This window comes from Pseudoalteromonas sp., assembly GCF_041613455.1.
GTDB lineage: Bacteria > Pseudomonadota > Gammaproteobacteria > Enterobacterales > Alteromonadaceae > Pseudoalteromonas.
This window is the reverse complement of record NZ_JBFJHD010000329.1, coordinates 1-2284: the sequence shown is the minus strand read 5'-3', so window position 1 is coordinate 2284 and position 2284 is coordinate 1. Positions and strand designations below refer to the sequence as shown.

2 protein-coding genes and 1 pseudogene are annotated in these 2284 nt (G+C 46.4%); all 3 read right to left on the bottom strand.

The genetic code is table 11. The features are described from left to right. Positions 1–582, bottom strand: a 582-nt coding sequence (locus tag ABYB02_RS16680) for a GntR family transcriptional regulator (RefSeq protein ID WP_372763490.1), incomplete at its 3' end; no start/stop codon positions are given. 67 nt (positions 583–649) lie between these two features. Further along, the gene (locus tag ABYB02_RS16675; RefSeq protein ID WP_372763489.1) at positions 650–2053 is read right to left on the bottom strand and encodes an FAD-dependent oxidoreductase; all 1404 of its coding nucleotides are present in this window, start codon (positions 2051–2053) and stop codon (positions 650–652) included. After that, positions 2053–2284, bottom strand: a pseudogene (locus tag ABYB02_RS16670) (phosphonoacetaldehyde hydrolase); the annotation flags it as partial. The pseudogene ABYB02_RS16670 and the gene ABYB02_RS16675, both read right to left, overlap by 1 nt.

Genomic DNA, 2284 nt, shown 5'->3' with positions numbered 1-2284 from the left:
GCATGGGGTACCGCTGTTTTTTTCCAGTAAGTTGCTCACCTCATCAGGTAATACCGTCACACTAATAATACTTTTTTCGTTAACGACATTAGTGGCGTACTGCGTGGCCATAATCTCGGTTATCGAGCTATCTAACGGATGTAATTCAAGATTCGCAAAGCGCTTTGCATCACAATAGATGTGTTCAAACATTACGGCGCGACCATTCAAACTGCGCACTCGTTGCAGGTGGTATAAAGTGCTGGCGCTTGTCATCGCTTTTATATGGGTGTTTGCTATTGTTTGGGTGCTAATTAGCTGAGTGTGCGCGACAAACCCTTGCTGTTGTGCAAGTTTATAAAAATTAACTTTGCTTGCAGGGTGCCACTGTAACTTTTTCGGCGTGACAAACCAGCCTTTGCGCTTTTGGCTAAATATCAGGCCTTCGGCTTCCAGCCTGCTCAAAGCTTCGCGTACAGTAATGCGGGTGGAGTTAAATTGCTGTTGCAGTACTCGCTCAGAAGGTAGCTTATGGCCTGCTGCAAGCGCATCGGTTTGTAGCAGGCTGAGAATGTAATGACGGATCTCTTGATATAAAAGCATAATGTGATTTGTTACCACCAAATTTAATCGCTAGACCCAGTATACTGATTATTTTAAGCCAAGGATATTAGGGCGTTGCTTGGCTGTCCACTTTAGCCGCAGCACCACTGAATTGGGCTAAAAATTTATCAATAGGGTGCGCGCTGCTATTGCGATCTTCGGCAGACTCTTTGCGCCTAATTGCATTTCGCACTAGATAAGCACCTGCGCTGCGGATTGGCTCAGGGGGAAACTGTGGCAGCGATTGGTTTACCAGCCCACAGTTTTGCCACTGTGGTGCATTATTGAGTGCCAAGGCACAGAGAATTTTTGCCCCTAAATAAGATTGCACAATGCCATTGCCAGAGTAGCCACCTGCATATAATACATTTTTTTGGTTGTTGAGGTGGCCAAAAAAAGGAAAGCCGGTGACGCTGCGATCAGAAGGCCCAGTCCAGGTACGTTCTATGGGTAAATCATGCCCGTTAAAAAAATAGTTGAGCGAGGCCTGTAAAATATCCCCGTATTGGCTCGGCATATCAAATCTAGGGTGTACCTTATTGTTAAAACTAAAAAAGTTACCGCCTTTACCTAACATTAAGCGCCCATCGCTGGTGGTGCGGTAGTAATTAACAAAGACACGAGAATCAATAATGGCACTGCCATGGTTTAACTTCAGCTGCGCTAAAATGGTGGGAATAGGCTGGGTGATCAGCATATCGCTAGAAACCAGCACCACAGCGCGAGAAAATTCTTTGCGTAAACTCGGCAGCCACGCGTTCACCGCAAAAATAAGCGTATTACACACTAAGTTGCCTTGGTTAGTGTGTACTGTAAGCGGCTGCTCGCCAAAATGCTGTTGGTACGCACACTGTTCAATTATATGCACTCCTAGTTGCTGTGCAACACGCTTTAAGCCTCTAACTAGCTTAGCCGGTTGAATACTGCCGCCGTGGGCAGAAAAGTGTGCACTGAGGTTTTGTTTTGAACCGGTTTTGCGCAATGCCTGTGCATCACACTGCTGCCAAGCGTTCACATTAAATTTATCTAAACACTGCAACGTCTGGCTCAATACGCCAACTTGACTGGGATTAGAGGCCGTATAAAAACAGCCATCAACACGGCAATCACAGTCAATCGCATGTTGCTGTGCAAAATGTTTAATACTGTGCACCGCTTGCTCTGATTGCTGCACTAAAAATAGCGCGTTTTCTATGCCCACTAAGTTTATTAAACTGGGGAGTTTAGTCGACCATGTCAACATGGCACCGCCATTACGTCCCGATGCGCCTTGGCCGCATAGCCCTTGTTCAATAATAGTGACTGTTTTGCTCGGTTGTTGTTGTTTGATTTGAATGGCGCTCCAAAGTCCGGTAAAACCACCACCGATAATACAAATATCGCTATGGTGATTATCAGGCAGCCGCGAAGGAAGCGCGGTTGCTGCCTCCGCTTTTAGCGCACTATCAAACCAAAAAGGTTGATAGTTCATTAAGGGCGTTCTCCTCGAGCGAGTTTTGCTTCAATTTGCAGCAAAATAGGCTCAATATCAGCTAAAGAGTCAATCACGTAATGTGCGCCTGCTTGATGTAATTGCTGATACGCTTGACGGGTCAAGGTGGCTTGCTCATCGGTTGAGCAGGCTGCCCACTCTTGCTCGGTTAAACCAACCGCATTACCACTGAGTGCCACCCCGACTGTCCACATGCCTGCATTTAACCCT